The organism is Enterobacter cloacae complex sp., from assembly GCF_900322725.1.
Lineage (GTDB): Bacteria > Pseudomonadota > Gammaproteobacteria > Enterobacterales > Enterobacteriaceae > Enterobacter > Enterobacter quasihormaechei.
In genome coordinates, this window is record NZ_LT991957.1 from 1,660,830 (window position 1) to 1,683,923 (window position 23,094).

At 58.6% G+C, this 23,094-nt stretch carries 23 protein-coding genes; 8 read left to right on the forward strand and 15 right to left on the reverse strand.

The features are described from left to right. Positions 1 to 2: 2 nt before the first annotated feature. On the reverse strand, positions 3 to 1,808 hold the full coding sequence (gene kefB, locus DBR02_RS08470) for a glutathione-regulated potassium-efflux system protein KefB (protein WP_063865786.1): 1,806 nt from the start codon (positions 1,806 to 1,808) through the stop codon (positions 3 to 5). Further along, a complete protein-coding gene (gene kefG / locus DBR02_RS08475; RefSeq protein ID WP_074160922.1) occupies positions 1,808 to 2,359 on the reverse strand; it encodes a glutathione-regulated potassium-efflux system ancillary protein KefG in 552 nt (183 codons plus the stop codon). Before kefG ends, kefB begins: the two co-directional genes overlap by 1 nt. A gap of 132 nt (positions 2,360 to 2,491) precedes the next feature. Here kefG and DBR02_RS08485 point away from each other — a divergent pair, with 132 nt between their 5' ends. Continuing rightward, positions 2,492 to 4,396, forward strand: coding sequence for an ABC transporter ATP-binding protein (locus tag DBR02_RS08485; protein WP_107534034.1), 1,905 nt, complete (start codon positions 2,492 to 2,494; stop codon positions 4,394 to 4,396). 15 nt (positions 4,397 to 4,411) lie between these two features. Further along, positions 4,412 to 5,344 (forward strand): LysR substrate-binding domain-containing protein, encoded by a 933-nt coding sequence (locus DBR02_RS08490; protein WP_063865781.1) that lies wholly within the window; start codon positions 4,412 to 4,414, stop codon positions 5,342 to 5,344. Between the two features lie 85 nt (positions 5,345 to 5,429). Here DBR02_RS08490 and mdcH read toward each other — a convergent pair whose 3' ends face one another. The 8 genes from mdcH to mdcA all read right to left on the reverse strand — a co-directional run bounded on the left by mdcH (position 5,430) and on the right by mdcA (position 12,476). Then, entirely contained in the window at positions 5,430 to 6,326 is an 897-nt protein-coding gene (mdcH, locus tag DBR02_RS08495; RefSeq protein ID WP_107534036.1) for a malonate decarboxylase subunit epsilon, read from the reverse strand. Continuing rightward, positions 6,326 to 6,943, reverse strand: coding sequence for a malonate decarboxylase holo-ACP synthase (locus DBR02_RS08500; RefSeq protein ID WP_107534038.1), 618 nt, complete (start codon positions 6,941 to 6,943; stop codon positions 6,326 to 6,328). The genes mdcH and DBR02_RS08500 overlap by 1 nt, the downstream gene beginning before the upstream one ends. A gap of 2 nt (positions 6,944 to 6,945) precedes the next feature. Further along, positions 6,946 to 7,905 (reverse strand): AEC family transporter, encoded by a 960-nt coding sequence (locus tag DBR02_RS08505; protein ID WP_063449483.1) that lies wholly within the window; start codon positions 7,903 to 7,905, stop codon positions 6,946 to 6,948. Between the two features lie 123 nt (positions 7,906 to 8,028). Continuing rightward, positions 8,029 to 8,829, reverse strand: coding sequence for a biotin-independent malonate decarboxylase subunit gamma (gene mdcE, locus DBR02_RS08510; protein ID WP_063449484.1), 801 nt, complete (start codon positions 8,827 to 8,829; stop codon positions 8,029 to 8,031). Beyond that, the gene (locus tag DBR02_RS08515) at positions 8,829 to 9,662 is read right to left on the reverse strand and encodes a biotin-independent malonate decarboxylase subunit beta (protein WP_063865774.1); all 834 of its coding nucleotides are present in this window, start codon (positions 9,660 to 9,662) and stop codon (positions 8,829 to 8,831) included. The genes mdcE and DBR02_RS08515 overlap by 1 nt, the downstream gene beginning before the upstream one ends. Continuing rightward, on the reverse strand, positions 9,655 to 9,954 hold the full coding sequence (mdcC, locus tag DBR02_RS08520) for a malonate decarboxylase acyl carrier protein (RefSeq protein ID WP_015571419.1): 300 nt from the start codon (positions 9,952 to 9,954) through the stop codon (positions 9,655 to 9,657). The genes DBR02_RS08515 and mdcC overlap by 8 nt, the downstream gene beginning before the upstream one ends. Positions 9,955 to 9,963: 9 nt before the next feature. Continuing rightward, positions 9,964 to 10,821, reverse strand: coding sequence for a triphosphoribosyl-dephospho-CoA synthase (locus tag DBR02_RS08525; RefSeq protein ID WP_107534040.1), 858 nt, complete (start codon positions 10,819 to 10,821; stop codon positions 9,964 to 9,966). After that, on the reverse strand, positions 10,821 to 12,476 hold the full coding sequence (gene mdcA, locus DBR02_RS08530) for a malonate decarboxylase subunit alpha (RefSeq protein ID WP_063449487.1): 1,656 nt from the start codon (positions 12,474 to 12,476) through the stop codon (positions 10,821 to 10,823). Before mdcA ends, DBR02_RS08525 begins: the two co-directional genes overlap by 1 nt. Before the next feature lie 228 nt (positions 12,477 to 12,704). Between mdcA and DBR02_RS08540 the strand changes: the two genes are divergently transcribed. Genes DBR02_RS08540 through DBR02_RS08550 form a run of 3 tightly spaced genes read left to right on the forward strand, consistent with a single transcriptional unit; the run spans position 12,705 to position 14,842 of the window. After that, positions 12,705 to 13,727, forward strand: a complete 1,023-nt coding sequence (locus DBR02_RS08540) for a hydrolase (RefSeq protein ID WP_063449488.1) — start codon at positions 12,705 to 12,707, stop codon at positions 13,725 to 13,727. After that, complete coding sequence (locus tag DBR02_RS08545) at positions 13,724 to 13,942, forward strand: YheU family protein (protein WP_003861664.1); 219 nt, start codon at positions 13,724 to 13,726, stop codon at positions 13,940 to 13,942. Before DBR02_RS08540 ends, DBR02_RS08545 begins: the two co-directional genes overlap by 4 nt. A 30-nt stretch (positions 13,943 to 13,972) precedes the next feature. Continuing rightward, the gene (locus DBR02_RS08550) at positions 13,973 to 14,842 is read left to right on the forward strand and encodes a phosphoribulokinase (RefSeq protein WP_063449489.1); all 870 of its coding nucleotides are present in this window, start codon (positions 13,973 to 13,975) and stop codon (positions 14,840 to 14,842) included. Positions 14,843 to 14,927: 85 nt separating this feature from the next. On the opposite strand, the gene DBR02_RS08555 is transcribed toward DBR02_RS08550, so the two are convergent. Next, complete coding sequence (locus DBR02_RS08555) at positions 14,928 to 15,332, reverse strand: OsmC family protein (RefSeq protein WP_107534042.1); 405 nt, start codon at positions 15,330 to 15,332, stop codon at positions 14,928 to 14,930. A gap of 311 nt (positions 15,333 to 15,643) precedes the next feature. Here DBR02_RS08555 and crp point away from each other — a divergent pair, with 311 nt between their 5' ends. After that, on the forward strand, positions 15,644 to 16,276 hold the full coding sequence (crp, locus tag DBR02_RS08560; protein ID WP_000242758.1) for a cAMP-activated global transcriptional regulator CRP: 633 nt from the start codon (positions 15,644 to 15,646) through the stop codon (positions 16,274 to 16,276). Positions 16,277 to 16,333: 57 nt separating this feature from the next. Continuing rightward, positions 16,334 to 18,421 (forward strand): YccS/YhfK family putative transporter, encoded by a 2,088-nt coding sequence (locus DBR02_RS08565; protein ID WP_107534044.1) that lies wholly within the window; start codon positions 16,334 to 16,336, stop codon positions 18,419 to 18,421. Here DBR02_RS08565 and argD read toward each other — a convergent pair. From argD to ppiA, 4 genes are all read right to left on the reverse strand, one after another. Beyond that, a complete protein-coding gene (gene argD / locus DBR02_RS08570; protein WP_173937191.1) occupies positions 18,418 to 19,638 on the reverse strand; it encodes a bifunctional acetylornithine/succinyldiaminopimelate transaminase in 1,221 nt (406 codons plus the stop codon). The two genes, DBR02_RS08565 and argD, sit on opposite strands and share 4 nt — an antisense overlap. A gap of 88 nt (positions 19,639 to 19,726) precedes the next feature. Then, on the reverse strand, positions 19,727 to 20,290 hold the full coding sequence (pabA, locus tag DBR02_RS08575) for an aminodeoxychorismate synthase component 2 (protein WP_107534049.1): 564 nt from the start codon (positions 20,288 to 20,290) through the stop codon (positions 19,727 to 19,729). A gap of 30 nt (positions 20,291 to 20,320) precedes the next feature. Beyond that, positions 20,321 to 20,905 carry a putative adenosine monophosphate-protein transferase Fic gene (locus DBR02_RS08580; protein WP_107534050.1) on the reverse strand — a complete coding sequence of 195 codons (585 nt, stop codon included), beginning with the start codon at positions 20,903 to 20,905 and terminating at the stop codon, positions 20,321 to 20,323. A 105-nt stretch (positions 20,906 to 21,010) separates the two neighbouring features. Next, on the reverse strand, positions 21,011 to 21,583 hold the full coding sequence (gene ppiA, locus DBR02_RS08585) for a peptidylprolyl isomerase A (protein ID WP_022649614.1): 573 nt from the start codon (positions 21,581 to 21,583) through the stop codon (positions 21,011 to 21,013). Between the two features lie 278 nt (positions 21,584 to 21,861). Here ppiA and tsgA point away from each other — a divergent pair, with 278 nt between their 5' ends. After that, entirely contained in the window at positions 21,862 to 23,046 is a 1,185-nt protein-coding gene (gene tsgA / locus DBR02_RS08595; protein ID WP_063449495.1) for an MFS transporter TsgA, read from the forward strand. Positions 23,047 to 23,094 lie beyond the last annotated feature (48 nt).

Below are 23,094 nucleotides of genomic sequence, written 5' to 3' on the forward strand. Positions count from 1 at the left end.
CTTTATTCAAATTCATCCCAGCCGTCGAGCTGGCGTCGTTCCTGCTGCATTTCGCGCTGGAAGATCTCCTCCAGCTCGCGACGCGCTTCCCGCACGCGGGAGATCTGCGCCGTGTCGCTGTGCACGGGCATGAGCTCGCGCAGCATGCGCATATCCAGCCGGCGGAAATGCATCTGGGCCCGCTGGGCCTGGTGAGGATGCATCCCAAGCGAGATCAGCGCCTTACGCCCCAGCTCCAGCGCACTGGAAAACGTTTCACGGGAGAAGTGTTTCACACCCGCCTGCAAAAGTTCGTGAGCTTCAACACGTCCGCGGGCACGCGCCAGAATATGCAGATGCGGGAAATGCTGTTGGCACAGCTCCACCAGCTTCATGGTGTCTTCCGGATCGTTGCAGGTGATAATGATGGACTCCGCGGCCTCCGCTCCCGCCGAGCGCAACAGCTCAAGCTGCGTCGCATCGCCGTAATAGACTTTATAACCGTATTTGCGCATAAGATTGACCGCGCTGATATCGCGCTCCAGCACCGTGATGCGCATTTTGTTCGCCATCAACAGACGGCCAATCACCTGTCCGAAGCGGCCAAAGCCCACGACGATCACCTGCGGCTTATCGTCCTCCACCCACGGCGTTTCATCTTCATCGGTTGCCGGGTTCAGGCGGCGCGACAGCAGTTTATCCACCAGCTTCATCAGCAGCGGCGTGGTCATCATCGACAGCGTTACCGTCACCAGCAGCAGCGCCATCTGGTCATCTTTGAACAGCTTCTGAGACGACGCCGTGGAAAACAGCACAAACGCAAACTCTCCACCCTGGCTTAACACGCTGGAAAACTGCATTCTTTCCGAGCTGCGCAGCCCGTAAATTCTCGCCAGAACATACAGCACCAGCGTTTTCACCGCGACCAGCACCGCCACGCTCATCACGACCCACAGCAGATGGGTATAGAGCACGCCGAGGTTGAGCGCCATGCCCACCGAAATAAAGAATAGCCCTAATAGCAGCCCCTTAAACGGATCGATGGCGGTCTCCAGCTCGTGGCGGTATTCACTTTCCGCAAGCAGCACCCCGGCGATAAACGTCCCGAGCGCCATCGACAGCCCGAGGGCATCCATGAACAGCGCCGAGCCGAGCACCAGCAGCAGCGTTGCGGCGGTAAATACCTCGCGCACGCCGGATGCAGCAATGAACCGGAATACCGGGCGCAGTAAAAACCGTCCGCCAATCAGCATGCCCGCGAAGGCCAGCACCTTCATGGCGATTTTCATCCAGTCGAAATGATCGTCTCCGGAGCCTGCCAGCAGCGGCACCAGCGCCAGCGCCGGGATCACCGCTAAATCCTGGAACAACAGCACCGAAAAGCCCAGCTGCCCCGCCTCGTTGCGGTTCATCCCCTTGTCGCGCATCAGCTGTAGCGCCATCGCCGTCGACGACATCGCAAGACCGATGCCGCCAATCACCGCCGCCTGCCAGGAAAACTGCGTCAGCATCAGCAGGCCCGCCAGAATGGCGGCGCTGAGCAACACCTGCGCCGCCCCGACGCCAAAAATAGATTGCCGCAATTGCCATAGTTTGGAGGGGTTCAGCTCAAGGCCGATGATGAACATCAGGAACACCACGCCCAGCTCGGAGAAGTGGAGAATTTCATCCACATCGCTGATGAACCCCAGCCCCCAGGGGCCAATGGCGATCCCCGCCAGCAAATAGCCCAGCACCGCGCCGATGCCGAGACGCGCGGCAAGCGGCACGGCGACCACGGCGGCAAACAAAAACAGCACCCCGGCAAGGAGTAAATTCGAACCGTCCATTAGCGTCCTCCCGCCGGTATCGGTGATGCCAGCCATTCTCCGTAGGCTCTGGCATGGCTCGCCAGCGCCTTTGGTTCCTGCCGCCGCGCCCAGTAAACAATAATCGGGCTCATCCAGTGCATGCGGCACATCGCCGCCGTCAGCTCGAACGGCCTCAGGATGTCGCTCATGGGATAACGGTTCAGCCCGTCATGACGGTAAGCACTTTCCGGCTCACCGGTGGTAATGACGCTCCGCCAGTACTTTCCCGCCAGCTGGTTGCCTCCCACCCCGCTGGAAAAGCCCCGGCTCAGCACGCGGTCCAGCCACTCTTTGAGCAGCGCCGGACAGCTATAGGTATAAAGCGGATGCTGGAACACAATCACGTCATGCTGACGCAGCAGTTCCTGCTCGTAAGGAATATCGATAAAAAAATCAGGATAGTGCGCGTAGAGATCGTGCACCGTGACGTTACTGAGCTGTGTGGCCGGCTTAAGCAGCACCCGGTTCGCCACCGAGTCCTGAGATTCCGGATGGGCATACAGCAGCAGCACTTTCGCTGTCTGAGACATCACTCCCCTCCCGGTTCTGTTTTTGTGTATTGTTGTCGTTTTGGGCTACCATGGCGGCCCGGTGGGGAAAATGGCCCACACCTTACATTATCATAATGACAAATTAACATAGTCGGAACATACGGCGCTTCTATGATTGTTTTCTCCTCGTTACAAATTCGTCGCGGCGTGCGCGTCCTTCTGGATAACGCGACTGCTACCATCAACCCGGGCCAGAAGGTGGGGCTGGTCGGCAAAAACGGCTGCGGTAAATCCACCCTGCTGGCGCTGCTGAAAAACGAGATAAGCGCGGACGGCGGGAACTTTACCTTCCCGGGCAACTGGCAGCTTGCCTGGGTGAACCAGGAGACGCCTGCGCTGAGCGAACCCGCACTCGACTATGTTATCGACGGCGACCGCGAATACCGCAGGCTCGAAGCGGAGCTCAATGCCGCCAACGAGCGCAACGACGGCCACGCCATCGCCACCGTTCATGGCAAGCTGGACGCCATCGACGCCTGGACCATTCGCTCCCGCGCCTCCAGCCTGCTGCACGGTCTGGGCTTCAGCAACGAACAGCTTGAACGCCCGGTCAGCGACTTCTCGGGCGGCTGGCGTATGCGCCTCAACCTGGCGCAGGCGCTGATCTGCCGCTCCGACCTCCTGCTGCTCGATGAACCAACCAACCACCTCGATCTCGATGCGGTTATTTGGCTGGAGAAGTGGCTTAAGAGCTATCAGGGCACTCTGATTCTGATCTCCCACGACCGCGACTTCCTCGATCCGGTAGTAGATAAAATCATTCATATCGAACAGCAAAGCATGTTCGAGTACACCGGCAACTACAGCTCCTTCGAACGCCAGCGCGCGACGCGCCTTGCCCAGCAGCAGGCGATGTATGAAAGCCAGCAGCAGCGCGTAGCGCACCTGCAAAGCTTTGTGGATCGCTTCAAGGCCAAGGCGTCAAAAGCCAAGCAGGCGCAGAGCCGCATCAAGATGCTGGAACGCATGGAGATGATCGCCCCCGCGCACGTGGATAACCCGTTCCACTTCAGTTTTCGCGAGCCGGAGAGCCTGCCGAACCCGCTGCTGAAAATGGAAAAAGTAAGCGCAGGCTATGGCGATCGCATTATTCTCGACTCTATTAAGCTTAACCTGGTGCCGGGTTCACGCATCGGTCTGCTGGGGCGTAACGGCGCCGGTAAATCCACGCTGATCAAGTTGCTGGCGGGCGAGCTTAAGCCGGTCAGCGGCGAAATCGGCCTGGCGAAGGGCATTAAGCTTGGCTACTTCGCCCAGCATCAGCTGGAATTTTTACGCGCGGATGAATCGCCAATTCAGCACCTGGCTCGCCTGGCCCCGCAGGAGATGGAGCAAAAGCTGCGCGACTACCTCGGCGGCTTCGGCTTCCAGGGCGATAAGGTCACTGAAAACACCGCGCGTTTCTCGGGCGGTGAAAAAGCCCGCCTGGTGCTGGCGCTGATCGTCTGGCAGCGTCCAAACCTGCTGCTGCTCGATGAACCGACCAACCACCTGGATCTCGACATGCGTCAGGCGCTGACCGAAGCGCTGATTGAGTTCGAAGGGGCGCTGGTTGTCGTGTCGCACGATCGCCACCTGATCCGCTCCACCACCGACGATCTTTACCTGGTGCACGGCGGCAAAGTCGAACCGTTCGACGGCGATCTGGAAGATTATCAGCAGTGGCTGACGGACGTGCAGAAACAGGAAAACCAGCCGGAAGAGTCAGCGAAAGACAATGCCAACAGCGCGCAGGCGCGCAAAGACCAGAAGCGCCGTGAAGCGGAGCTGCGCACCCAGACTCAGCCGCTGCGTAAAGAGATTGCCCGTCTCGAAAAAGAGATGGAAAAGCTCAACGCCACGCTTGCCGCCGTTGAAGAGAAGCTGGGCGACAGCGATCTGTACGATCAGCGCCGTAAAGCGGAGCTGACGGACTGCCTGCAAACGCAGGCGAAGGCCAAATCCAGCCTCGAAGAGTGCGAAATGGCATGGCTGGACGCGCAGGAACAGCTGGAAGCGATGCTGCAAGCCGACTAACACGCCGGGAGGGTTATGGGTTTCGATACCACGAGCGAGATTACGTTCCGTAAGCTCAGCATCTTCATGACGTTCATGGAGAAGGGCAATATCGCGCGTACCGCCGAAACGCTCGGCCTGAGCGGCGTCAGCGTGCACCGGGCGCTGCATACTCTGGAAGAGAACGTCCGCTGCCCGCTCTTTACCCACAAAGGGCGCAACCTGATTGCCCTCCCCTCGGCGTGGACGCTGCTGGAGTATTGCCAGGAGGTGATGCAGGTGATGGAGCGCGGGCTGGAAGAGTCGCGCAAGGTCGCCGGCATTGGTCAGGGGCGGTTACGCGTCGGCACGCTCTACTCGCTGACGCTGGAAACCGTGCCGCGCCTGATCATGGGCATGAAGCTGCGCCGTCCGGATCTGGAGATGGATCTCACGATGGGATCTAACGAAACCTTGCTGCACATGCTGGATGAAGGGTCGCTGGACGCGATTTTAATCTCTATCTCCGAAAGCGATATCGACCGTAACAGCCTCGAAGTGCTGCCGCTGTTCCACGACGATATTTTCCTTGCCGCGCCGGCCTCTGCCACGCTCAATACCAGCGGCCCCGCCGATCTGCGCGACTATAAAGATCGGAAGTTCGTCGCCCTCGCGGAAGGGTTCGCCACGTATGCGGGGTTTCAGGAAGCGTTTCATATCGCTGGCTTCGAGCCGGATATTGTGACGCGGGTGAACGATATCTTCTCGATGCTGAGCCTGGTGCAGGCAGGAGTCGGGTTTACGCTAATGCCGGGCAGGATGAAGAAAGTGTACGAAAATTCGGTGCAGCTGTTAAAGCTGGCGCAGCCGTACCAGATGCAGCAGCTGATTGCGATCGTCTTTGCGCGCAACCGCGAGCAGGATCCCAGCCTGCGGGCGCTGGCCGCTGAAGGGCGAATGTATGCCCGCAGTTTGCAGGATGGTGCCTGATGTTATTGCCCGGTGGCGCTACGCTTACCGGACCTACTCCCGGATTGTAGGCCCGGTAAGGCGCAGCCGCCACCGGGCATCAAACTCACCGCTGAAGCCGCCCTGCCAGATGCACCGCCACGTCCACCCCGCTGCGCTCCAGCGAAATGGATTCCCCTTCCCAGGCCGCCTGACGCGTCAGGCAGGTCAATATGCCCCCTGGCGGCATCTCAATCGCCAGCCGCGCTTCGCGTTCATTGGCAGAAATGACTGCCTCCTGCCAGCGCACGGTGCGCGCCATGTTCATCGCCAGGTCATCGGCAATTCTCTCTGGCTGCCAGAGCACGCGCCCGGTACTGCCGCTCAGGTACGCGCAGCGGGGGCGTGAAAGCGTGACCGATTCAAACGCCGCCACCAGCTTCTGCGCGGGTTCTGCCAGCAGCTCGCAGTGCGACGGCACGCTTACCGCCAGCCGTTTGGCCTTGCTCGCGCCCTTCGCCAGCGCGCGTTCGGCTACCTGCGCCATGCCGTCATCGGTTCCGGCTATAACGATCTGCGTTTCGGCATTCAGGTTAGCGATATAGGTTCCTGTCCCCTGGATAAGGTTTTCCACCTGCGGCAGGGTCAACCCCATTATCGCCGTCAGGCCGTAGCCGTGCGGATACGCCTGCTCCATCAGATCGCCACGCAGCGCCACCAGCTTCAGCGCGTCCGTAAACGCCAGCGCGCCCGCCACCACCGCCGCGGGATAAGCGCCAATCGATAAACCGCTGACGATATCCGGCGACACGCCGCGACGTTCCAGCTCGCGCGCCCAGGACACGCCGGCAATTAACAGTGAAAGCTGAACCGCGCGGGTATGGGTCAGCGAGGCTGCGCTGTCCAGGGTATCGACTTCCGCCCCCAGCACAGCACGGGCCTGCTCCAGCTCCGTTCCCGGCAGGTTTTGCAGCATACCTTCATGCTGGGTGCCCTGCCCCGGAAAGGTAAACAGTATTTTCATTACTCCTCCCTGTGCCATGGATCCGCCACCAGGCGCGGTCCACGGCGGGTTTTCAGCAGCGTTTTGCCGTCGCGTAACCATTCCGCCAGCGCGAATCCGCCCTCGGGCGTATCCACCTGCGTATCCGCCCGGCACAGCGCGCGGCCAAGCTGAGCCTGCCAGCCGGTAAACGCGTCAGGTGACACGGCGTGCGGAGCGCGGATGAGCAGATCGAGATCGCTGTCGGCGTGGATCACCGGAATACCGGTCGCCAGCGCGTAACCCGTACTGCCGGTTATCCCCCACGTCCACGGCCACGACTGCTGAGCAAGCTGAAGCGCCACCTGAACCGGCGGCTGAGTGACAAACGGCGAACGCAGCAGATCGGCGGTGACGCACAAATCTTCAGGCGAAACCACGCGCAGCACGTTCCCGGGCTTCACCCATCCGGCCGCACGCTGGTCGCGACGCAAACCGCGCACGCCAACGGGAATACGGCCTTCACTATCAACATCACGCCGTACCACTACCGGCAGCCCGGTATGCCAGGCCGCGTCCACCCAGGAGTCGGTGACGCCTTCCAGCGCGTCACGCGCGGTAAGCCAGATAAGGTCGTGGGGGCGTAATGTTGTGGTCATGATTACATTCCTGAAGTCAGCGAAATAAACAGCGGCAGCGACAGGATACACAGTACGGAGCTCAACAGCAGCACGGCTTCTGCATCCGGCGACTGCACGCCAAAGCGGTTACCGAACACGACGCCAAAGAAGCCCGCGGACAGCGCAATCATCAGGATGGCGGTGATCGCCACGGAGCCGTGCAGACCGAAGATCAAGACGATACCCCAGGCAATAGCGGGCTGGATCAGCAGTTTAGCGATGGTGGAGGTGATCACCATGGTGTTGATCTGAAGCTTACGCGCGGAGAGGATCACCCCGGTCAGGAACAGCGCCGCAGCGGTCGCGGACAGTCCCAGCGGTTTAATCGCCGCCAGTACCAGCTCCGGCATTGTGATGCCGATAGCGGACAGGATCACACCCAGCAGCGGGCCCATCACGATCGGTTTTTTAATGGAACGCCACATCAGCACCGGCAGCATGGAAAGTGTTGAACCGGAGTTATTGCCTTCGGCGCGGGCTTTCTCACGCTCCAGAATCAGCAGGCAGAACGGAGTCATCAGCACCGAACCACAGGCGATGGAGACCGCCACGGAGAGTGAAGTAGAAGAACTTTCACCCAGCACGCTGCCCAGAATCGGCAGGCCGAGCGCCGCATAGTTTGGCAGGGCGACGGTCAGCGTCAGCACGGCCGCATCCTGCGGGGATTTTTTAAAGACTTTGGTGGCGAGGAAGTAGATGGCCGCATAGGTGATCCACATCGCCAGAGTGAGAACCAGGATCAGCGGCGACTGCGCCACAATGCCGGTCCACGGGGTTTGCACGGTGGCGCTGAACAGCGCGGCAGGGAGTGCAAAATCCATAACGAAGATATTCAGCAGGGAAACATTTTTGTTATCGACCATCTTTGCCTTACCGGCCCAGAATCCCAGCAGCATGATGACGAAAATCGGTGCAAGAGCATGAACAATTACGTAAGTCATAAATCACCTGTAGTAAAAAAGTTTAAGCACTGGCGCGATGTTTATTATTTTCAGGATGCAGCTCCCCACGTGGACGCAGCGGGTGCGCCCACGGGGTGATGCATCTGGCAGGTCTCTTGTTACTTACCAGCTGGCTCGCATGCGTTCACGTACGAGCGCCGAGCTGCGGCGGTTGTCAGCACCCAGACGGTTTTTCAACGTGGTGTCCTGGCGAGCGTCACTGATGGCCTGTTGCAGGGTGGTTTTCACCAGCGTCAGATCGTTATCGGAAGGGGCATCCGGATTGCTGATGTCCAGCAGGTCAGAAAGCAGCCCCAGCGTGGCGTAGTTGCTGATGTCGTACGCCATTGGCGGAATGGTTGCCGCCAGTTTTTCCAGCGCCTCTACGGTGCGCAGCGTAATGCGCGCCGCAGACTCTTTGCCCATCGCGTGGATCAGCACGCCTTTATCGTTAAAGGCAATCAGGCGGTTAGCCTGGTAGCCGTGCGCCAGAAACGCGCCGGACATGGCCTTACCGACGATAAGACCAATCACCGGATGCCCCGCTAAACGCGCGTTGGCGTAGGCGGCAGCGGCTCCGGCCAGCGCCTGGTGGATACCAAACGCCTCTTCGCGACGGCCATAGGCCTGGCTTGGGACGTCGATCACCGCCACAATCGGGCGCTTCACGGCTTTATCAGCGTCAGCGGCTACGGTTTCGCTGACCACTTTTGCCAGCGTCCAGCCTTCCAGCAGGCCGACTTCCCCTTGCGCCGCGCGCGGGAAGTGGTTGTTGGCGTCCGGCACCACGGCGACAAAGCGCACCGTTTCACCGTTCAGCTCGCCGTCTGCCGCCTGCACGGACGGGCATAACCCTTCCAGACGTTTGGCGTTAGGGGCGAGGGTTTCCAGCCAGAGTTCGCCACGGCTTATTGAAGTACTCATCATTTCACCTCCCGGGCAAAAAGCGCTTTAATCTGTTCGGCATCGGCCTGTTTGCGGGTGTCGAAATTCGTCAGACGGTTCAGGTAATCGTCGTAGTTATCGGTGCGATGTTTCGCCGGTACGCCTTTGGCGATGGCCTCGTTCATCGCGGCTTTCACCGCGTTCACACCGTCGCCGACGAGCGCGTCCACCAGCCCGCTTTCATAGCGCACTTCGCCGCCGGTCATGCTCCAGATAAACGGACGGTCGCGGGAGTCGTACTCTTCAATGCCCGCTTCCTGCTCAATAACCTGCGGGCCGTTGAGGCCAAGACGCGCTTCGCGGGTCACAATCAGGTAGCTGCACAGCGCCGCGGCGATAGACATCCCGCCGAAGCAGCCTACGGTCCCGGCGACAATCCCGACGACCGGGGTATAGCGACGCAGGTCAACGATCGCGGCGTGGATATCGGCAATCGCCGCCAGGCCAAGGTTGGCTTCCTGCAAACGTACGCCACCGGTTTCGAGGCACAGTACCGCCTGAGTCGGAATGCCGTTGCGGTTATCTTCCGCCGCCAGCTCCAGCGCCGCCGCCATTTTGGCGCCGGACACTTCGCCCATGCTGCCGCCCTGGAAGGTGCCTTCAATCGCCACGACTACCGCAGGCTGGCCGTTGATGGTCCCTTTCGCGACCACCATGCCGTCATCGGACTGAGGAACAATCCCCTGTGGCCCAAGCCATGGAGAGATAATGCCTTCAAACGGATCCAGCAGTTCGCGGTAGCTGCCGTCGTCAAGCAATGCCTGCGCACGCTGGCGCGCTTTTAGTTCGATAAAGCTGCTGTCATCACGCATGATTCACCCCTTCAAAGACCTGTTCGATACGAATGCGCGCCACGCCCGGCGTCGCGCCGAAATCGTGGATGGTCAGTTTGCCTGCGGGCAGGCTGCTGACGGTTTGCAGGCGGTTGAACAACGCCTCCCAGCGTCCGCGGCTGTTGTCGACGGAGGTGGTGATATCAATGGTTAAGGTCTGGCCCGGTTCGGCGGTGAAAAGCGCCTCCATATCCCCGGAACCGACTACCCCTGCCAGCGCCCTGCCGCTTACTTCGCGGCTGGCGGGCACGGTCAATGTAATTTTTTCCATAACATCCTCTTAATGCTTTGAATAGGGCGTTTCGATGCGGTCAAGAAACAGCGTGGCGGCAAGCAGGTCTGCGGCACCGCCCGGCGAGGCGTTGAGCGTCAGCATCTGACGGTCTAACCGCGCCAGCGCCTGCTGCCCGGCAAGCGTTGCGCATCCTCCGGCGTTCAGCACCGCACGGGCACCGTTCTGCATGGCGTCCAGCCCCTCCATGCCGGCGTGCGACAGCACGCAGGTGTCGGTGAGCGAGGTCATGATCGCCATCAGCGCGTCAAGCCTGGCGTGCGTTTCGCTGCTGCCGTTGAAACGGCTGAGGCGAAGCTGCGGCAGCGCGCGCTGCATAACGTGCGGAAACGCCTGCTTAGCCTCTTCACGCGCGCCCGGCACGCGATAGCGGTGCGTGGCGCGTAACCCTTTGCTGAACACTTTTGGTGCCGCGTCGTCCGGCAGTTTCGCCAGCTGCGCGGCGGTGTTCGCGACGGCCTGCGCGCTGGCATCACCGCCCAGCATCGCCACCGCGCTCACCAGCAGTCCTAAAGCCCAGATCGCGCCACGGTGCGTATTCACGCCGTCGGTAGCGGCCATCATCTGCCGTTCACCTTCGCGACCCAGGCGGCCAACGGTTTGCCTGAGGGCAATATCCGCCGGACGCTGCCAGCTCTGCTGCGCCAGCGCCTGAAACGTGGGGGTCAGGCTGTGGGCGGAACGCTCCATCAGCGCAAGCGATAAATCGTGGTGCGCGCCGTTCCCCCGGCTGTCCACCAGACCGGGTTTCGGGCTTAAGCGTGCTTCGTCAATCAGACACTGCGTGGCGGTTCGCGCCAGCCATTCGGCACCGCCTTCAACCTGAATCTGGGGCAGAAGTTTCATTACCAGCTCCGGAATTTCGCAGGTGGGTTATACAGACCGCCGGACCACTCAACGAGGTCGGACACGCTGCCTGCGGCCAGCAGAGAGCGGGTGGCGTCGGTGCGGCGAATACCCATATCTTCGGGATAAACCACCTTCCCGCTCTGGCGAAGTTCCGCCACGCGTTTGGCATCCACGCCCAGACCGATATCGGTAATACCCGCCACGGCGGCGACCATCGCGCGACGCTCTTCCAGATCTTTCGCCCGGTAGAGGTACGCAATCCCCTCTTCCGTCAGCACGTGGGTGACGTCATCACCGTAAATCATGACCGGCGCCAGCGGCATACCGGAGGCTTTCGCCACGTCTACGGCGTCGAGTTTTTCCACGAAGGTTGGCTTCACGCCCGCCTGGAAAGTTTCCACCATCTGCACAACCAGCTTTTTACCGCGCTGCATTGGGTCCGGCTCGGTGATCATGTTCAGCCAGGCCGGCGTGGCGTGGCGACGACCGTGCGGATCGTGGCCCATGTTTGGCGCGCCACCGAAGCCGGAGAGACGACCGCGGGTCACGGTTGAGGAGTTCGCGTAACCATCAACCTGTAGCGTAGAGCCGATAAACATATCCACCGCGTACTGACCTGCCAACTGACAGAAGGCGCGGTTAGAGCGCATAGAGCCGTCTGCACCGGTAAAGAACACGTCCGGACGAGCGCGGATGTACTCTTCCATCCCCAGCTCGCCGCCGAAGCAGTGGACGCTCTCCACCCAGCCGCTTTCGATGGCGGGGATCAGCGTTGGATGCGGGTTCAGGGTCCAGTGTTTACAGATTTTGCCTTTGAGCCCGAGCTGTTCGCCGTAGGTTGGCAGCAGCAGCTCAATCGCCGCGGTGTTAAAGCCGATCCCGTGGTTCAGGGACTGCACCTGGTGCTCCGCGTAGATGCCTTTAATTGCCATCATCGCCATCAGGATATGTTCCTGTTTGATGAGGCGCGGGTCGCGGGTGAAGAGCGGTTCAATAAAGAACGGCTTGTCCGCCACCACCACGTAATCGATCCACGAGCCCGGGATATCGACGCGCGGCAGATCGCACTCGTCGTCTACCAGTTCGTTCACCTGTGCGATGACGATACCGTCGTGGAACGCGGCGGCTTCCACCAGCGCCGGGGTATCTTCGGTACTCGCCCCGGTATAGAGGTTGCCTTTGCGGTCCGCTTTAAAACCGGCAATCAGCGCCACGTTTGGCGACAGGTCAACGTAGAGACGTGAATAAAGTTCGATGTAGGTGTGGATCGCCCCGATTTCGAGCTGACCATCTTCCAGCAGCTGCGAAATGCGCAGGCTTTGCGTACCGGAGAAGGAGAAGTCCAGCTTGCGGGCGATGCCTTTCTCAAAGATGTCCAGATGTTCGCTGCGGCCCACGCTCGGCATGATCATATGCAGGTCATGTACGATTTGCGGGTTCACTTCCGCCAGTGAACGGGAAAGGAAATCCGCCTGCTTCTGGTTATTACCTTCCAGAACGACTTTGTCGCCTGGTGCGATCAGTTTTTCCAGCATGGCGACAAGATCGCCCGTTGGCAGTACCTTGCCCTGTACCGGTACGGATGCCAGACGACGCGCTTTCTCAGTGCGTCGGGTGTTCCATTGCCGGGTGGGAGTTTGCCCAGATAACATTATTAACCTCCTGATTCAGCACATCATTCTGATTTGCCTGACGTTGAGTAAAGTGTGCGCTCTGGTGAGAAAGGCATCAATTAAGCGTAGGACGGAATCATTAGCCTGAGAGTAATAAACAAGGTAAGGAAATGTGATCGGGATCAGTTCATATTTCGGAAAAACGGGCTAAACGGGGTACAATCCGGAAGGTATAGTTAATTACTGACAAGAATCAGCATCGCCCTTATGACCCAAATCATTCCCTCAGACTTCGACATTGCAGCCGAAGAGAGCGCAGAGTTTGTGCCCATGCGCGGGGTGGCTAACCCCCACCTGCAAACCATGCTGCCGCGCCTGATCCGGCGCAAGGTACGGTTCGCCCCTCACTGGCAACGCCTGGATTTGCCGGATGGCGACTTTTTGGATCTTGCCTGGAGCGAAGATCCGGAGCGGGCCAAACATAAACCTCGTCTGGTAGTGTTTCACGGTCTGGAAGGTAGCCTGCACAGCCCTTACGCCCACGGCCTCATCGAGGCGGCGAAAGCCCGCGGCTGGCTTGGGGTCGTGATGCACTTTCGCGGATGCAGCGGCGAGCCGAATCGCCAGAAACGCATCTATCACTCCGGTGAAACCGAGGATGGCACCTGGTTTCTGCGCTGGCTGAGAGACCGTTTTGGCGCCGCGCCAACGGCAGCGGTGGGATACTCGCTGGGCGGCAATATGCTGGCCTGCCTGCTGGCGAAAGAGAGCGACGCCGTACCGCTGGACGCGGCGGTTATTGTCTCTGCGCCATTTATGCTTGAGCAGTGCAGCTATCATATGGAAAAGGGGTTTTCGCGAGTCTACCAGCGTTACCTGCTCAACCTGCTGAAAGCCAACGCCGCGCGCAAGCTAAAGGCCTACCCGGATACGCTGCCTGTGACGCTGCAACAGCTTAAACGCGTGAAGCGCCTGCGCGAGTTTGATGATTTGATCACCTCGAAAATTCACGGCTTTGCCGATGCAATCGACTATTACCGTCAGTGCAGCGCCATGCCTTTACTGAATCAAATCACGAAACCCACGCTGATTATCCACGCCAAAGACGATCCGTTTATGGATCATCACTCGATCCCCGCGCCCGATTATCTGCCGGCCAACGTGCAGTATCAGCTTACCGAGTTCGGCGGACACGTCGGCTTTGTTGGCGGCACGCTGCGTCGGCCTAAAATGTGGCTTGAGACGCGTATTCCCGACTGGTTAACGGCTTATCTGGACGGTAAAAAATGATTATTCCCTGGCAGGATCTCTCTCCCGAAACGCTCGATAATCTGATTGAAAGCTTTGTCTTGCGCGAAGGCACCGATTATGGTGAACATGAACGTTCGCTTGAACAAAAGGTCAACGATGTTAAGCGCCAGCTTAAAAGCGGCGACGTGGTGCTGGTATGGTCCGAACTGCATGAGACGGTCAATATCATGCCCCGCAACGCGTTTCATGGCTGATCTTAAAACTTTTCCAGTCAGGGAGTTGCTATGTCTGCCAGACATCCGGTTATTGCCGTTACGGGTTCGAGCGGGGCGGGAACCACCACCACCAGCCTCGCCTTCCGCAAGATCTTCGCACAGCTGAATTTACGGGCGGCAGAGGTAGAGGGCGACAGCTTTCACCGCTACACGCGCCCGGAGATGGACATGGCCATCCGCAAGGCGCGGGATCTGGGTAAACACATCAGCTACTTTGGTCCAGAGGCGAATGACTTCGGCCTGCTGGAGCAAACCTTCCGCGAATACGGGCAAAGCGGCACCGGACAGTCCCGCAAGTATCTGCACACCTACGATGAAGCCGTTCCCTGGAACCAGGTACCCGGCACGTTCACGCCTTGGCAGCCGCTGCCGGAACCGACTGACGTGCTGTTTTACGAAGGGTTGCACGGCGGCGTGGTGACGCCTCAGCACGACGTGGCGCGCCACGTGGATTTGCTGGTGGGGGTGGTGCCGATTGTTAACCTTGAGTGGATCCAGAAGCTGACGCGCGACATCAGCGAGCGCGGCCACTCGCGTGAAGCGGTGATGGACTCGGTGGTGCGCTCCATGGAAGACTACATCAACTTCCTGACGCCACAGTTCTCCCGCACCCACATTAACTTCCAGCGCGTGCCCACCGTGGATACCTCTAACCCGTTCGCCGCGAAAAGCATTCCCTCGCTGGACGAAAGCTTTGTGGTGATCCACTTCCGCAACCTGGAAGGCATCGATTACCCCTGGCTGCTGGCGATGCTGCAAGGCTCGTTTATTTCGCACATGAATACGTTAGTGGTGCCGGGCGGAAAAATGGGGCTGGCGATGGAGCTGATCATGACGCCGCTGGTGCAGCGGCTGATGGAAGGGAAGCAGATCGCGTGATTTTTTTGCCCGGTGGCGCTGCGCTTACCGGGCCTACGTTCATGCTTTTGTAGGGCGGGTCAGCGAAGCGCCACCCGCCAAAAAATTAAGCCTCGACCACTTCATACGAATGGGTGATGTTTACCGCTTTCTCCAGCATCAACGCCACGGAGCAGTACTTCTCCGCTGAGAGATCCACCGCGCGTGACACCGCCGCGTCTTTCAGCGCTTTCCCGGTGACAACAAAATGCAGATTGATGTGCGTGAACAGGCGTGGCGCCTCTTCGCGACGTTCTGACGTCAGCTTCACTTCACAATCGGTCACGTCATGACGGCCTTTTTGCAGGATCGACACCACGTCGATCGCGCTGCATCCCCCTGCCGCCATCAGCACCATTTCCATCGGGCTTGGGGCTTTATCACCGGAGTTACCGTCCATCAAAACCTGGTGCCCGGAGGCCGACTCGCCCAGGAACGTTAACCCTTCAACCCATTTCACACGCGCTTGCATATTCACTCACTCCAACGTTGCATTTTTTATGACAGATTACGTGTACGTTACATTTCTCGCAACGGAAGGCGACCTGCGTCATGCTGAAGCGAGACACCAGGAGACACGCGGCGAAAGCTATGCTAAAACACTCTGGATGCTACAGTAATACATTGACGTTACACATGTATGCAGAGGACATCAAACTTTACTGGCTGCGAAACGTTACGACAGCCGACTTCCCAGGGTATGGGTAAGAATTCGATTGCAACCCCAGAGTCCGGATGCATCTTATGACTCTGGTGACAGCTTATAACAGAGGATAACAGCGCATGGTGCTTGGCAAACCGCAAACAGACCCGACTCTCGAATGGTTCTTGTCTCATTGCCACATTCATAAGTACCCATCAAAGAGCACGCTGATTCACCAGGGTGAAAAAGCGGAAACGTTGTATTACATCGTTAAAGGCTCGGTGGCCGTGCTGATCAAAGATGAAGAAGGGAAAGAGATGATCCTTTCTTATCTGAACCAGGGCGATTTTATCGGTGAACTGGGCCTGTTTGAAGAAGGCCAGGAACGTAGCGCCTGGGTTCGTGCTAAAACAGCATGTGAAGTGGCTGAAATTTCTTACAAGAAATTCCGTCAGCTGATTCAGGTCAACCCTGACATCCTGATGCGTCTTTCTTCCCAGATGGCACGCCGTCTGCAAGTGACCTCTGAGAAGGTGGGTAACCTTGCTTTCCTGGACGTAACCGGTCGTATCGCGCAGACGCTGCTGAACCTGGCGAAACAGCCGGACGCCATGACCCACCCTGACGGTATGCAAATTAAAATTACCCGCCAGGAAATCGGTCAGATCGTCGGCTGCTCCCGTGAAACAGTGGGCCGTATCCTGAAGATGCTGGAAGACCAGAACCTGATCTCCGCCCACGGTAAAACCATCGTGGTTTACGGGACCCGTTAATTCCGGTCAGACGGCGTGCCGCCGCAGGGTGGCACGCCGTTTTTGTCTCTACTCCTCATGTGGCGCAGGCTGATCTATCACCCGGAAGTTAACTACGCACTGCGACAAACGCTGGTGTTGTGTCTCCCCGTGGCCGTGGGCCTGCTCCTCGGACATCTTCAGCAGGGGTTGCTGTTTTCTCTCGTGCCCGCCTGCTGCAACATTGCCGGTCTGGACACGCCGCATAAACGCTTTTTCAAACGCCTGATTATTGGCGGCTGCCTGTTTGCCGGCTGTAGCCTTGCCGTGCAGCTTTTACTGGCCCGCGACATACCGCTGCCGCTGATCCTGACCGTGCTGGCGATGACGCTCGGCGTAACCGCCGAAATCAGCTCGCTGCACGCCCGACTGCTTCCCGCGTCGCTGATAGCCGCCATCTTCACCTTAAGCCTTGCGGGCAATATGCCGGTGTGGGAGCCATTGCTGATCTACGCCCTCGGCACGCTGTGGTACGGGCTGTTTAACTGGTTCTGGTTCTGGCTGTGGCGGGAACAGCCGCTGCGTGAATCCCTGAGCCTGCTCTACGTGCAGCTTGCTGAATACTGCGAAGCAAAATACACCCTTCTCACCCAGCATACCGACCCGGAAAAATCCCTGCCGCCGCTGCTGGAGCGGCAGCAAAAAGTGGTGGATCTGATCAGCCAGTGCTACCAGCAGCTGCACATGCTTGCCGCCAATAAAAATCATGAATATAAGCGGCTGCTGCGTACCTTCCAGGTCGGGCTGGATTTGCAGGAGCATATCTCCGTCAGCCTGCATAATCCGGAAGAGGTGCAAAAGCTGGTGGAGCGCAGCCATGCGGAAGCGGTGATCCGCTGGAACGCGCAGACCGTCGCGGCGCGCCTGCGGGTGTTGGCTGATGATATTCTCTATCACCGCTACCCGACGCGCTTTAACATGGATAAACAGCTCGGCGCGCTGGAGAAGATTGCGCGTCAGCACGCGGATAACCCGGTCGGACAATTTGCCGCCTGGCATTTCAGCCGCATCGCCCGCGTGCTGCGCACCCAGCGCCCACTTTATGCCCGCGACCTGATGGCCGATAAGCAAAAACGGCTCCCGCTGCTGCCCGCGCTGAAAAGCTACCTGTCACTGAAGTCTTCCGCCCTGCGCAACGCCGCGCGGATCAGCGTGATGCTGAGCATCGCCAGCCTGATGGGAATGGCCCTGCACCTGCCGAAACCCTACTGGATCTTAATGACCGTGCTGTTTGTTACCCAGAACGGCTATGGCGCCACGCGGGTCCGGATTCTGCATCGTGCGGGCGGCACGATGGCGGGGCTGATTATCGCGGGCGTGACGCTGCACTTTCACGTGCCGGAGGGCTATACCCTGGCCGGTATGTTGGCGATTACCCTGGTGAGTTATCTGATCATCCGCAAAAACTACGGCTGGGCGATGGTGGGCTTTACGGTGACGGCGGTGTATACCCTGCAACTGCTCACGCTTAACGGGGAACAGTTTATTATTGCCCGGCTGGTCGATACGCTGATTGGCTGTCTGATCGCCTTTGGCGGCATGGTCTGGCTGTGGCCGCAGTGGCAGAGCGGGCTGCTGAGGCAGAACGCCCACGACGCGCTGGAGGCCGATCAGCAGGCCATTCGTCTGATCCTGAGCGACGACCCGCAGCCTTCCCCGCTGGCCTACGAGCGCATGAAGGTCAACCAGGCGCACAACGCCCTGTTCAACTCCCTGAACCAGGCCATGCAGGAGCCGGGCTTTAACGCGCACTACCTGGCGGACATGAAGCTGTGGGTGACGCACAGCCAGTTTATCGTCGAGCACATCAACGCCATGACCACGCTGGCGCGCGAGCACACCATGCTGACGCCAGACCTGGCGCAGCGCTATTTGCAGTCGTGTGAAATTGCGTTGCAGCGCTGCCAGCAGCGTCTGGAGTATGACGCGCCGGGCGAGTCGGGAGAGTCAAATATTATGGAAGCGCCGGAAACACTTACCCACGGCCCGATGAGCACCCTGGAGCAGCATTTGCAGCGTGTTCTCGGGCACCTGAACACCATGCACACCATTTCGTCGGTGGCATGGCGTCAGCGTCCGCATCACGGGATTTGGTTAACCCGCAGGTTAAAGCGGACGGCGTATTAGCCTTTTACAATCTTCGCGACCGCCGCGGCAAAGCGGGTTAACCCGTCTTCAATGTCGTTCTCTTCCACCACCAGCGACGGCGCAAAGCGCATCACGTCCGGCCCGGCGTTGAGCACCATGACGCCTTCATGGGCGGCGGCGTGCAGGAAATCGCGCGCGCGACCTTTGTACTGCGGCTTCAGCTCGGCGCCGATCAGCAGCCCCATGCCGCGGATCTCGCTGAACACGTCGTACTGTTCATCAATCTTTTTCAGGTCTTTCACAAACAGGTCGCGTTTCGCATTCACGCCGTTCAGAACGTCCGGCGTGTTGATGATGTCGAACGCCGCGCCCGCCACGGCGCACGCCAGCGGATTACCGCCGTAGGTGGAGCCGTGTGAGCCGACGTGGAACGCGGAAGCGATATCCTGGGTGGTGAACACCGCGCTGACCGGGAAGCCGCCGCCGAGCGCTTTCGCGCTGGTCAGAATATCCGGCGTGACGCCGTAGTGCATGTAAGCGAACAGATCTCCGGTACGCCCCATTCCACACTGCACTTCATCAAACACCAGCAGCGCCTGATGCGCATCGCACAGCTCGCGCAGTCCTTGCAGAAATTCCGGGGTAGCCGCCGTGACGCCGCCTTCCCCCTGAATCGGCTCGACCACCACCGCGCAGGTGTGGTCGTCCATCACCGCCTTCACCGCGTGCAGATCGTTAAACGGCACGTGGATGATGTCCGCTGGTTTCGGGCCAAAGCCGTCGGAATACTTCGGCTGGCCGCCCACGGAAACGGTAAAGAACGAGCGACCGTGGAAAGCGTTATGGAAGGCGATGATTTTGGTTTTATACGGACTGTGGCGCGTGGTTGCGTAATAGCGCGCCAGCTTAAAGGCGGTTTCGTTGGCTTCGGTGCCGGAGTTCATAAACAGCACGCGTTCGGCGAAGGTTGCATCGATGATCTTACGGCCCAGGCGCAGCGCCGGTTCGTTGGTGAAAACGTTGCTGGTGTGCCACAGGGTTTCGCCCTGGGTTTTCAGCGCGTCCACCAGCGCAGGATGGCAATGGCCCAGCGCCGTCACCGCAATACCGCCCGCGAAATCTACGTACTCTCTGCCCTGCTGATCCCACACGCGGCTGCCTTTCCCTTTTACCGGAATAAACTCAGCCGGTGCATAAATCGGCAGGATCACTTCATCGAATGTCGCGCGGGTAATTGCTGGTTGTTCAGTTGCCATGTCATGACCATCCATTTTTTATGTCACAGTGCTTGTGAAAATATAATCACAAAATATGCATAAAAAATCACAGCAAGGCAACAGATATTCAGCGGTTGAGGAAATTCGCCAGCAGCGCGTGCCCCTGCTCGCTCAGGATGCTTTCCGGGTGAAACTGCACGCCTTCAAGATCCCAGTCCCGGTGACGAATGCCCATGATCTCCTGCGTCTCGCTCCAGGCGGTAACCTCAAAGCAGGCCGGGAGCGTCGGCGGATCGATCACCAGCGAATGGTAGCGCGTCACGGTTAGCGGATTGTTGAGTCCTGAGAAAACGCCCGAACCGGTGTGCGTGACCGGCGAGGTTTTACCGTGCATGACTTTCGCGGCACGGACAATGGTCGCGCCAAAAACCTGCGCAATGGCCTGATGGCCAAGGCAGACGCCCAGAATCGGCAGCCTGCCCGCGGTGTGGCGGATCGCCTCCAGGGAGATACCGGACTCCGACGGGGTACACGGCCCCGGCGAAATCACGATTTTCCGGGGAGCCAGCGTGTCAATGTCTGCCAGCGCGATCTCGTCGTTACGGCGGACAACCACCTCTGCCCCCAGCTCACAAAAATACTGGTAAAGGTTCCAGGTAAAGGAATCGTAGTTATCAATCAGCAGAATCATGGCGGCTCCCGAAAAAATTGCCGCCCTATTCTACTCAGATCCCCGCGCTTCGCTCACTACTTTAGCAAAGATGGCGTTCAGGGCGGCCAGATCCCCCGTCGCCCCGCTCTGGTTGGCGGCGGCCCAGTCGTCCGGGTCGATATCTTGCCAGTTCAGCACGTAGCCCGCATGGATCGCCAGCTGTTCAAAGAAGATCCGCTGGGCCACGCCATTGCCGCTCATAAAAGGATGTAGCATGTTGATTTCACAGTAGTAGTGACTCATTTTGTCTGTGAAATCCTCTTTCGGAAGGCCGACCAGATATTTATCGTTTTCCAGCGAAGCCATCAGCTCATTCCCCACCTTCTCGATGTACTCGAAATGGCAAAAAGGAATGTCGCCTTTGGAAATATCGGCGGTGCGCAGCTCACCAGCCCCTTTCATTTCGTTGCGGAATAAATGGCGGTGAATAAGGCACAGATGGGGTAAACCCGGTGCAGGAGGCCCCAGTTCCAGCGTCTCAATATCGGGGTCAGCTGGACCCTTGCCTTTTTCAAGAAGGCGACTGGCCTGAAGATTGACGCTACGCTGTTGCTCCCAGAGTCGGGATTTTTGCTTGTCGGTGAGTTTTTTCACTACGCCTCCCTGAATAGTCCGTTTGCCACAAGTATAAGCAGCAAAACGCGCTTTCGCTGGGAGGAGGGAAAGACACGGGCAGGATATGCCCGTGTGGAAGAACGATTACGGCAGCACTTTCGCGGAGAGGATCACCACTGGCTTAGACGGCACATTCTGGTATGGACCGACATCGTGGGTCTGAACCTGAGAGATCTTGTCCGCCACGTCCATGCCTTTCACCACTTTACCGAAGACCGCATAGCCAAAGTCGCGCTGGCCGTGATCCAGGAAAGCGTTGTCCGCCACGTTGAGGAAGAACTGGCTGGTGGCGCTGTCTTTATCCGCCGTACGCGCCATGGAAATGGTGCCGCGCTTGTTCAGCAGGCCGTTATCCGCTTCATTTTTGATTGGCGGGTTAGGCTTTTTCTGCTGCATCTGCTCGTTGAAACCGCCGCCCTGAATCATAAAGCCCGGGATCACGCGGTGGAACGTGGTGTTGTTATAAAAACCACTGTTCACGTAGTCGAGGAAGTTTTTCACGGAAACGGGGGCTTTCTGGCTATCCAGCTCCAGCTCAATATTCCCCGCAGAGGTAGTCAGCAGGACGTGAGGGTCTCCTTTGGCTGCCAGCGCAGCAGGGGAAACGGCAGAAAGAGCAAACACAGCTGCGACAGCCGCCAGTGTTGATTTGAGCATGAGAATTCCTTAACAAAGCGCAGTATAAAAAGCGAATGGCTTGATTCTAAAGAGCAGTATGAACCCAGACCAGTCTTTTACCTAATTTTACGAAATTGAAACAATTATTACCGCGCAAACGATTGTTCAACACGCGATAGAATGTGATCTTTATCACGTTAAAGCCTGCAATTGTGCTCAAAATTTTCTGAAAAGATTTAATTAGATCACTTTCGCGACTAAAATCTGCCCGCTCAAACGCAGTCCATGCGTTTTTCTTTACTTTTAACAGGCCAGACATGACTAACAGCAATCGCATCAAGCTCACATGGATCAGCTTCTTCTCTTACGCCCTGACCGGCGCGTTGGTGATCGTCACCGGGATGGTGATGGGTAATATCGCAGAGTATTTCCAGTTGCCCGTTTCCAGCATGAGTAACACCTTCACCTTCCTGAACGCGGGGATCCTGATCTCTATTTTCCTGAATGCCTGGCTGATGGAAATCGTGCCGCTGAAAACCCAGCTGCGCTTCGGCTTCGTGCTGATGGTTGCCGCCGTGGCGGGCCTGATGTTGAGCCACAGCATCGCCCTGTTCTCCGCCGCCATGTTCGTGCTGGGCCTGGTGAGCGGGATCACCATGTCGATCGGTACGTTCCTGATCACCCATATGTATGAAGGCCGCCAGCGCGGCGCGCGTCTGCTGTTTACCGACTCCTTCTTCAGCATGGCCGGGATGATTTTCCCGATGGTCGCCGCGTATCTTCTCGCGCGCAGCATTGAATGGTACTGGGTATACGCCTGTATCGGTCTGGTCTATGTCGCGATCTTCATCTTGACCTTCGGCTGTGACTTCCCGGTACTCGGCAAAAAAGCGCAGACCACCTCAGAGCCGGTGGCGAAGGAAAAATGGGGTATCGGCGTGCTGTTCCTCTCCATTGCCGCCCTGTGCTACATCCTCGGTCAGCTGGGCTTTATCTCGTGGGTACCGGAATACGCCAAAGGTCTGGGCATGAGCCTGAACGACGCGGGCAAGCTGGTGAGCGATTTCTGGATGTCTTACATGTTCGGCATGTGGGCCTTTAGCTTCATCCTGCGCTTCTTCGACCTGCAACGTATTCTGACCGTTCTGGCGGGTCTGGCGACCGTGCTGATGTATCTGTTCATCAACGGTTCCCCGGAGCATATGCCGTGGTTCATTCTGACCCTGGGCTTCTTCTCCAGCGCGATTTATACCTCAATCATCACCCTTGGCTCACTCCAGACCAAAGTGGCCTCGCCAAAGCTGGTGAACTTCGTGCTGACCTGCGGCACCATCGGCACCATGCTGACCTTCGTGGTCACGGGCCCGATCGTAGCGCACAGCGGCCCGCTGGCGGCGCTGCATACCGCTAATGGTCTGTACGCCGTGGTGTTTATCATGTGCTTCGTGCTGGGCTTTGTGACCCGTCACCGCCAGCACAATACGGCAACCGCTACCCATTAATCGCCATCACCCCTTTGCGTTCTGCAAAGGGGTTTTACCCCGCTTACC

Coding starts and splice junctions, on each gene's coding strand:
- kefB (WP_063865786.1), bottom strand. CDS start 1,808: ATGGACGGTTCGAATTTACTCCTTGCCGGGGTGCTGTTTTTGTTTGCC.
- mdcE (WP_063449484.1), bottom strand. CDS start 8,829: ATGAGTACTTCAATAAGCCGTGGCGAACTCTGGCTGGAAACCCTCGCC.
- tsgA (WP_063449495.1), top strand. CDS start 21,862: ATGACTAACAGCAATCGCATCAAGCTCACATGGATCAGCTTCTTCTCT.
- mdcA (WP_063449487.1), bottom strand. CDS start 12,476: ATGTTATCTGGGCAAACTCCCACCCGGCAATGGAACACCCGACGCACT.
- DBR02_RS08500 (WP_107534038.1), bottom strand. CDS start 6,943: ATGACCACAACATTACGCCCCCACGACCTTATCTGGCTTACCGCGCGT.
- mdcC (WP_015571419.1), bottom strand. CDS start 9,954: ATGGAAAAAATTACATTGACCGTGCCCGCCAGCCGCGAAGTAAGCGGC.
- mdcH (WP_107534036.1), bottom strand. CDS start 6,326: ATGAAAATACTGTTTACCTTTCCGGGGCAGGGCACCCAGCATGAAGGT.
- DBR02_RS08565 (WP_107534044.1), top strand. CDS start 16,334: ATGTGGCGCAGGCTGATCTATCACCCGGAAGTTAACTACGCACTGCGA.
- DBR02_RS08525 (WP_107534040.1), bottom strand. CDS start 10,821: ATGAAACTTCTGCCCCAGATTCAGGTTGAAGGCGGTGCCGAATGGCTG.
- DBR02_RS08490 (WP_063865781.1), top strand. CDS start 4,412: ATGGGTTTCGATACCACGAGCGAGATTACGTTCCGTAAGCTCAGCATC.
- ppiA (WP_022649614.1), bottom strand. CDS start 21,583: ATGCTCAAATCAACACTGGCGGCTGTCGCAGCTGTGTTTGCTCTTTCT.
- DBR02_RS08485 (WP_107534034.1), top strand. CDS start 2,492: ATGATTGTTTTCTCCTCGTTACAAATTCGTCGCGGCGTGCGCGTCCTT.
- argD (WP_173937191.1), bottom strand. CDS start 19,638: ATGGCAACTGAACAACCAGCAATTACCCGCGCGACATTCGATGAAGTG.
- crp (WP_000242758.1), top strand. CDS start 15,644: ATGGTGCTTGGCAAACCGCAAACAGACCCGACTCTCGAATGGTTCTTG.
- pabA (WP_107534049.1), bottom strand. CDS start 20,290: ATGATTCTGCTGATTGATAACTACGATTCCTTTACCTGGAACCTTTAC.
- DBR02_RS08540 (WP_063449488.1), top strand. CDS start 12,705: ATGACCCAAATCATTCCCTCAGACTTCGACATTGCAGCCGAAGAGAGC.
- kefG (WP_074160922.1), bottom strand. CDS start 2,359: ATGTCTCAGACAGCGAAAGTGCTGCTGCTGTATGCCCATCCGGAATCT.
- DBR02_RS08555 (WP_107534042.1), bottom strand. CDS start 15,332: ATGCAAGCGCGTGTGAAATGGGTTGAAGGGTTAACGTTCCTGGGCGAG.
- DBR02_RS08515 (WP_063865774.1), bottom strand. CDS start 9,662: ATGCGTGATGACAGCAGCTTTATCGAACTAAAAGCGCGCCAGCGTGCG.
- DBR02_RS08505 (WP_063449483.1), bottom strand. CDS start 7,905: ATGACTTACGTAATTGTTCATGCTCTTGCACCGATTTTCGTCATCATG.
- DBR02_RS08550 (WP_063449489.1), top strand. CDS start 13,973: ATGTCTGCCAGACATCCGGTTATTGCCGTTACGGGTTCGAGCGGGGCG.
- DBR02_RS08545 (WP_003861664.1), top strand. CDS start 13,724: ATGATTATTCCCTGGCAGGATCTCTCTCCCGAAACGCTCGATAATCTG.